Source organism: Rhodococcus sp. EPR-134 (assembly GCF_001647205.1).
GTDB lineage: Bacteria > Actinomycetota > Actinomycetes > Mycobacteriales > Mycobacteriaceae > Rhodococcus_F > Rhodococcus_F qingshengii.
Window position 1 is genome coordinate 1 of sequence record NZ_LVCT01000037.1, and the last position, 6,787, is coordinate 6,787.

Sequence of the window (6,787 nt, forward strand, 5' to 3'; positions counted from 1 at the left end):
GCTGGTCATTCCGCTGGGACGCGAGCGTCAGCGAAACATCGAAGGAGCAAAGGTATGACACTCGTCCTGGATGCGCAGGTTACCGACACGGAGTGGGCTCAGATCGTCGACCGCATTTCGCGACGCCGATTCTTCGGTGGCGCAGCTGGTGTGGCTGCAGCATTGGCGCTGAGCGCCTGCGGAAGCTCCGATGGCGAATCCGACTCTGCCAGTGACACTCTCCCGTACACGTGGGCCGAGTTCAGCGGCGACGTTCCGCGCGACCCGAAGCGTGTGGTGGTGCTCGACGGCCGCGTCGACCTCGAATTCGCGATGATGATGGACTACCCGATCGTCGGATCGGGCAACTTCTGGTTCCCCGACGCCAAGGCAGGATTCCAGTTTCCCGGCCGCACCATCGAGGACGCGAGCTTCGTCAACGTCGCCGGCGACTTCTCCACCAACTTCGAGGCTCTGCTCGCTCTCGAGCCCGATCTGATCGTCATCACTGCGATCGGATACACCAGTGACTGGTACGGCACCGAGCGATTGTCTTCCATCGCGCCGCTGTTGGTCGTCGGCGACGACGTCGAACCGATTGCCGGGCACCCGGTCGACTGGCGAGGTGCTCTGATGGCGCAGGCGAGCCAGCTCGACCGGGTGACGATCGCCGAGGCTTCCATTGCGGAGTACGACGACAAGCTCGCGAGACTGCGACCGATGTTGCAGGAGAAGCTGGGCGGAAAGAAGATCGTGTTCGGCGTTCAGACGCCGACGGGCTTCCTTGTGCATCAGCGGAATCTGCGAATCAGTGTTGCACTCGATGCCGGCCTGGACGTGCTTTTCCGTGACGACGACAATGCAGAGAACTCGTTCGAGTTGTCGTTCGAGCAACTCGACACCTTGGCTCCGGCGGATGTGATCATCGCTCAAGCACGCGATCAGGAAGCGCTCGACGCGATCAAGACGCAGCCGACGTGGCAGCGGTTGCCTGCAGTTCAAGCGGGCAACGTGTTGACCAGCGACGCGCGATACAACCAAGGATTTGCGCTCACCGCGGCCATCTTCCTCGACGTTCTCGAGGAAGCGGCCGGGCGAATCACTGCTGGGCAGTAATTCAGGCGACGTTGCGGGCCTGGTCGAGTAGTTGTGCAACCTGCTCGAACCAGGCGCCGTAATTGGCGTAGGTGTTGGGACGCTTGTCGTCGAAGTCGATCACCTGGTTCGCGGTCACCGCGGGCAGCTTGACGAACACAGGTGATGCCGCGAATGCCTCTGCCGACTTCGCGAACTGGAACACGATGTCCGCCGGATAGTCCGGTACCTGTTCCCAGCTGAGATCGGCCCAGCCCTTGTCGCCTCCCGGACCGGTGAACTTCACGCCCAGTTCCTTCAGGTAACCGAACTGAGCGAGCGCAGTTGTGCCTGCGTACAACTCGGAGCTGTCACCGTTCAGGGCGAGGACTTCGATGTCGTCGACCTTGGCCGCAGCAGTTCGGATGCGCTCTGCACCGGATTCGAATGCTTCCTTGCCCTCGCGTGCTGCGGCTGTGTCGGTGTTCCCGCCGAGTGCTTCGGCGAGTGAGGCGTACTCGTTCAACACGTCCGGTGTCGAGGCTCCGGAGAACTTGACGCCGACAAACGGTGCAACATTGTTGACGGTCTTGCCCATCGGCTCGTCCCACCAAGTCCATCGTGTCGGGTCGTCGCTGTTGCCGTACCCGATGACCAGGTCTGGGTCCAGCGCCGCAAGAGCTTCCGCGCTGAGTTCACCTTCACGGCCGACGACGGTCATCGTCGACTCGTCAGCGCGATCGGTGACGTCTGGATTGCCGACGCCGTAACCGAAGATGCCGACCGGCCGAATGCCGTAGTCCCACAGAGCCGCAGCGGAGTACGCGTCGACGACGATCCGCTCCGGGGCGTGGTCGAGGGTGATCGTGTTTCCGTATCCCGTTGTGTAACTCCAGGACTGGTCGGCAGACCTGGTCTCGGTAGAGGGCGCTGCGTCGCTACTTCCGCAACCGGCGAGTAGGAGCGTGGCGACGGCGGGTAGTGTGGCGAAGCCGGCGAGCCGGCGATTGATTTTCATGAGAACCTTCCGAACATGGCGAAATAAGCTAGGTAAGCCTAACCTGACATGTCATTCGGGTGTTCTCGGGGTCAGTTGCCCTGCCACATCTGAAGCCATTCGCTCCAGGACGGGGGAGTGATCGTTGGTCGAGGTGTTCCGCCACGAAGTCCGTCGAGCATGAAGTCGAGATAGCGCGTGTGTATTTCGGTGGCTCGATCACCCTCGATCGGCAGAGTCGGCCGCAGATGCACTGTCATGAGCATGACGTCAGCAGCAGTGAAGTCGGGCGGGACTTCGCGAGCGTCGATGCAGACGTCGACCATCGATTGCAGTGCGGCCTCCAATTCTTCGGCGGCACGAGTGACTTCGGCGTGTTCAGGTAACTTGCCGCCGAGGACCGGAATGAGCGGTCCCACTGATTCGGTGAGATATCGCGAGAAGAACGTCTTCAATACGGCTTCATCGGTTTTCGCGGTGCTCATGCACTCTCGGGCGAGGGTGGCGAGGTGGTCGATCGCCCAGACGCGCAGGGATTGCGCCAGTTCCTCCTTGCCTCGGTATCGGCGATAGATGCTGCCTACTCCCACTCCGGCCCGGGTGGCAATTGCCGATACCGGTGCATTCCAACCCTGTTCGGCAAAAATCTCGCGCGCTGCTCGCAGTACGGTGACGTCGTTGTCTGCGGCTTCTCGGGCGCGTCCGGGGAGGCTCGCATTCTCTTTCGCCATTCCCACAGGCTAGCAATGCATGGTTTACTCAATCGGAACGGAGTGTTCCGTTCCGATTCGATTCATGATTGGAGGAAGGTGTCGATGACAACCTTGGCGGAGGCGCCCACGCGATCCGGGAGCCGGGTGATCGCCGCGCTTGCGGGGGCGGTACTCGTCTACTCGCTCATGCAGACCATGCTGGTACCGGCGTTGCCGGTGTTGGGTGAGCATTTCGACACGTCCGTGGCGGTGACCGGCTGGATCCTGACGGCGTACCTGTTGGCGGCCGCGGTGATGGCTCCGATAGTCGGCGCGATGGGTGACCGATTCGGCGACAAGCGAGTCCTGGTGATCGTCCTGATCATCTTCGCTCTCGCGACATTTGCCGCGGCAGCCGCCCCGAATATCGGGGTGCTGCTTGTCGTTCGAGCTGTCCAGGGAGTGAGCATGGCGAGCTTCCCGCTTGCGATGGCAGTACTGCGGAGAACGGTAGTAGGTCCCGAGTTGTCTTCAGGGATAGGTTGGCTCGCTGGGACTTTGGGAATCGGTGCCGGAAGTGCACTGGTGATCGGCGGTGTCATCCTCGAGTATCTCAGTTGGCAGTGGTTGTTCGTGATCACCGGGATCTTGATCGTGCTCGCATTGGTCGCAGTGGTGGCCGTGGTTCCGGGCTCGCATCGCCGCCCGGGTATGCCGACGGACTGGGCCGGTGCCGGCGCTCTGGCGTTCGGATTGGTGAGCCTGCTATTGGCGATCACGAAAGCCTCCGACTGGGGAGTTTTGTCGCTCGGATTCTGGGGTCTGGTGGTAGTCGCGTTCGTTTCGTTCGCGACACTGATTGCCGTCGATTCCCGCCACGACGCGCCGATCGTCGACATGCGAGTTTTTCGGGACAAGCCGATGATGATCACCAGCGCACTCACCCTGGTGTTCGGGTTCGTGCCGTACATTTTCTATCTCTGTCTGCCGCGGATCCTCCAGGCGCCGGAAACGTCCACGTATGGAAGCGGATTCACCGTTGTGCAGACCGGCTTGGCGCTCTTGCCCGCCGCTGTCCTCGTCTTTCTCGGTGGCCGCTTGACGCCGGCTCTCGCGCGGCGATTCGGGCCGCGGGTGCCCGCTGTCATAGCGCTGGCCCTCATGGCGGCGGGCGCAGTCGGACTCGCGATCTGGCCGAGTTCGGTGGTTGCGATCGTGGCGTTCTTTTCCCTCGTCGGATCGGGGAACGGCGTGGGGTTCGCGGTCTGTGCTCTGTTGGTTGCCTCGATCGTCCCGCCATCGGAAATGGCAGCAGCCAGTGGAGTCAACAGTGTGATCAGAACCGTCGGTTCGGCGGTGGGCGCCCCGGTGACCACAGCGGTCCTGGCGATCGGCATTTCCGGCGACTCGTTCGCGCTGGCGTTCGTGATGGGTGCCGTCATCAGTGTTGTCGCCTGTCTGCCGGCGATTGCACTTCCAGCGACGAGGACTGCACAAAAGGCGTGACTTATTGTAGGCTCCCCTAATCGAGACAGTGTGTAACTAAAGCGGGGAGAGAAGGATGCGGCAGCAGTGGGGCCTGCGAGCAACGGCACTCGCAGCGACAGCAACGGCGCTTGTCGGTTGCTCCGTGGGCGGCGATGACGCAGACGCATCGGAAACAGGCGAGTCGTCGGCCGTACCTGCACCTCAGAAACTGCTCGCACTGGACGAGTTCGCAGCGCTCAACGCACTCACGCTCGGGGTCAAGCCCGATACGGTCTTCGCCACGCTGCAGTCGCAGGCGGCGAAGGAGATATTGCAGAGTGAGGGGATCGAGGTCGTCGACAAACCGACGTTCTTCCAATCACCAGATGTGGAGCAGATCGCGGCCGTTCATCCTGACCGAATCCTGCTCAGTGATGTCGGCTCGTTGACGTCGATCACCGTGCAGGCCAACGAGATTGCCCCGACGACGGTGCTCGCCTATGCGGCGCCGTGGCGCGAAGTTCTGAATACCGCGGCGACTGCACTGGGTCGAGAGTCCGAAGCTCGCGAAATCGTGTCGAGGCTCGAGGCCAAATTTGCCGAAGTATCCGGAACGGTCGAGGCGCAACCGCAGACACTGTCAGTGCTGGTGGGATTCTCCGGCGGCATCTACACCGTCATCCCACAGTCGCCGATGTCCTCGATCATCGAGGAAGCCGGTTTCGGGCGCCCGCAAGCCGAACTCGACGCAAAGATCGGCCCCAACACAGGTGTTGCCACGTCTTCGGTGTCCGGCGAGGAGGTCGGACAGCATGCGGCGGACGCGATGGTCGTGACCTCGGGCAACATCTACGACGGCGCTCTAGTTCACGCAAATCCACTGTTCAACGAGATCTCCGCAGTAAAGGCCGGACGCACGGCAGACGTGAGCGGTGAACTTTGGTTCGGCAGTTATCCTTTCGCGGTCTACTGGATCCTCGAAGACCTCGAGGCTCTTGCCGATCGCACTCTCACCGGCGCGGAACTCCAAGGCCGCATCGCATCCGACGCCGACGCAGTTACCCGATGGAAGGCGTTCTCGAAATGACGACGACACAGGCCACGAAAGCAGACATTTCATCTGAAGAGGCCGACGCATCACAAGGAGCGACGGCCGAAGCCTCGCAAGCCAAAGCTGAAGCGGCGGCGCACAAGAGCGCGCTTCGCGAACTCCTTGCGCCAGTTCGTACACGGACCACCATCGCGATGGTGATGCAGGTGATCGCCGCGGTCGCGGCCATCGTGCCGTACGTGGCCATCGCCGAGTTGGGTAAGACGCTGATCGTGGGCGGCGACATCGACTCGTCTCGCGTCTGGACGATCGTGTGGGTGGTCGTCTTGGGTCTGGGTATGCGTGCGTTCTTCGGAGGCGGTGCATTGATCGTGACGCACTTCGCCGATGTCAATCTTCAAGCTGTGCTTCGGCGTCGAATCGCAGCGACACTGGGTCGACTTCCACTGGGCTGGTTCACCTCCCACTCGTCCGGAACCGTGCGAAAAGCCGCGCAGAACGACATCTCCGATCTCCACTACCTGGTTGCGCACAGCGCCGTCGAGACCACCGGCGCCATCGCGGTGCCGCTCGTCGGGCTCGGCTACGTGATCTCGATCGACTGGCGTCTGGGACTGGTCGCGATTGCCACCCTCCCGATCTACATGATCGCCTACGCGATGATGACCAAGGACATGGCCGTCAAGATGAGCCGGATGAATGAGGGCATCGCGGCCATCAGCAACACCATCGTCGAGTTCGTCACCGGCATCGCAGTGGTCAAGACCTTCGGTCAGGACAAGCAGTCACATTCTCGATACCGCGACGCTGCCAAGGCGTTTGCCGTCTCGTACGAGGGCTGGGTTCGCCCGATGCTCCGGACCGAGGCGCTGGCCTCGATTGCGTTGAGCGCACCGGTTGTGCTGGTGGTCAACCTTGGCCTCGGCTCGTGGTTCGTTCACTCCGGATGGGTGTCACCCATCGATGTGCTGACCAGTTCTCTTGTCGCGATGGTGATTCCGGTGTCGGTGACGACCATCGGTTTCGGTATGCAGGCTCGCCGTGAGGCAGCCGCCGCTGCGGCGCGACTGATCGCGCTGTTCGCAACCGACGCTCTGCCGGAAACCGATCATCCGAAAAAGCCTGTGGGGAACGAAGTTCGATTCTCCGGAGTTTCCTTTGCATACGACGACGGCGCCGACGTTCTGACCGACATTGATCTGACGCTGCCGGAGGGTACGGTGACGGCGCTGGTCGGACCTTCGGGTTCGGGTAAGTCGACGCTGGCAACGCTGGTTCCGAGGTTCCACGACGTGCGTGCCGGATCCGTGGCCATCGGTGGTGTCGACGTCAGGGAAGTCGCTACCGACGAGCTGTACCGCCACGTCGGATTCGTTCTGCAGGACGTGCAGCTGGTCGAAGCGACCGTGCTCGACAACATTCGGCTTGCCCAACCGCAGGCGACTTCGGCCGAGGTGAAGGCCGCTGCCGCAGCCGCGCAGATCGACACCCGAATCGAAGCGCTCCCGAGGGGGTACGACTCGGTGG

6 protein-coding genes are annotated in these 6,787 nt (G+C 62.1%); 4 read left to right on the forward strand and 2 right to left on the reverse strand.

Going from position 1 to position 6,787, the window contains the following annotated elements:
• The first annotated feature begins 54 nt into the window (after window positions 1-54).
• A complete protein-coding gene (locus tag A2J01_RS01620; protein ID WP_007728999.1) occupies window positions 55-1,095 on the forward strand; it encodes an ABC transporter substrate-binding protein in 1,041 nt (346 codons plus the stop codon).
• A gap of 1 nt (window position 1,096) precedes the next feature.
• Here the strand turns inward: A2J01_RS01620 and A2J01_RS01625 are convergent, their stop codons facing one another.
• Window positions 1,097-2,071 carry an ABC transporter substrate-binding protein gene (locus tag A2J01_RS01625; RefSeq protein ID WP_030536302.1) on the reverse strand — a complete coding sequence of 325 codons (975 nt, stop codon included), beginning with the start codon at window positions 2,069-2,071 and terminating at the stop codon, window positions 1,097-1,099.
• A gap of 71 nt (window positions 2,072-2,142) precedes the next feature.
• Window positions 2,143-2,781 (reverse strand): TetR/AcrR family transcriptional regulator, encoded by a 639-nt coding sequence (locus tag A2J01_RS01630; protein ID WP_030536301.1) that lies wholly within the window; start codon window positions 2,779-2,781, stop codon window positions 2,143-2,145.
• An 84-nt stretch (window positions 2,782-2,865) separates the two neighbouring features.
• Between A2J01_RS01630 and A2J01_RS01635 the strand changes: the two genes are divergently transcribed.
• The 3 genes from A2J01_RS01635 to A2J01_RS01645 all read left to right on the forward strand — a co-directional run.
• Complete coding sequence (locus A2J01_RS01635; RefSeq protein ID WP_030536300.1) at window positions 2,866-4,248, forward strand: MFS transporter; 1,383 nt, start codon at window positions 2,866-2,868, stop codon at window positions 4,246-4,248.
• A 55-nt stretch (window positions 4,249-4,303) separates the two neighbouring features.
• Window positions 4,304-5,296 carry an ABC transporter substrate-binding protein gene (locus A2J01_RS01640; RefSeq protein WP_058037023.1) on the forward strand — a complete coding sequence of 331 codons (993 nt, stop codon included), beginning with the start codon at window positions 4,304-4,306 and terminating at the stop codon, window positions 5,294-5,296.
• Window positions 5,293-6,787: ABC transporter ATP-binding protein (locus A2J01_RS01645; RefSeq protein ID WP_231915677.1), on the forward strand; the 1,495-nt coding region annotated here is incomplete at its 3' end. The genes A2J01_RS01640 and A2J01_RS01645, both read left to right, overlap by 4 nt.

Excerpts from the sequence above, each read along its gene's own strand:
- A2J01_RS01620 (WP_007728999.1), top strand. The coding sequence starts at position 55 with ATGACACTCGTCCTGGATGCGCAGGTTACCGACACGGAGTGGGCTCAG.
- A2J01_RS01625 (WP_030536302.1), bottom strand. The coding sequence starts at position 2,071 with ATGAAAATCAATCGCCGGCTCGCCGGCTTCGCCACACTACCCGCCGTC.
- A2J01_RS01630 (WP_030536301.1), bottom strand. The coding sequence starts at position 2,781 with ATGGCGAAAGAGAATGCGAGCCTCCCCGGACGCGCCCGAGAAGCCGCA.
- A2J01_RS01635 (WP_030536300.1), top strand. The coding sequence starts at position 2,866 with ATGACAACCTTGGCGGAGGCGCCCACGCGATCCGGGAGCCGGGTGATC.
- A2J01_RS01640 (WP_058037023.1), top strand. The coding sequence starts at position 4,304 with ATGCGGCAGCAGTGGGGCCTGCGAGCAACGGCACTCGCAGCGACAGCA.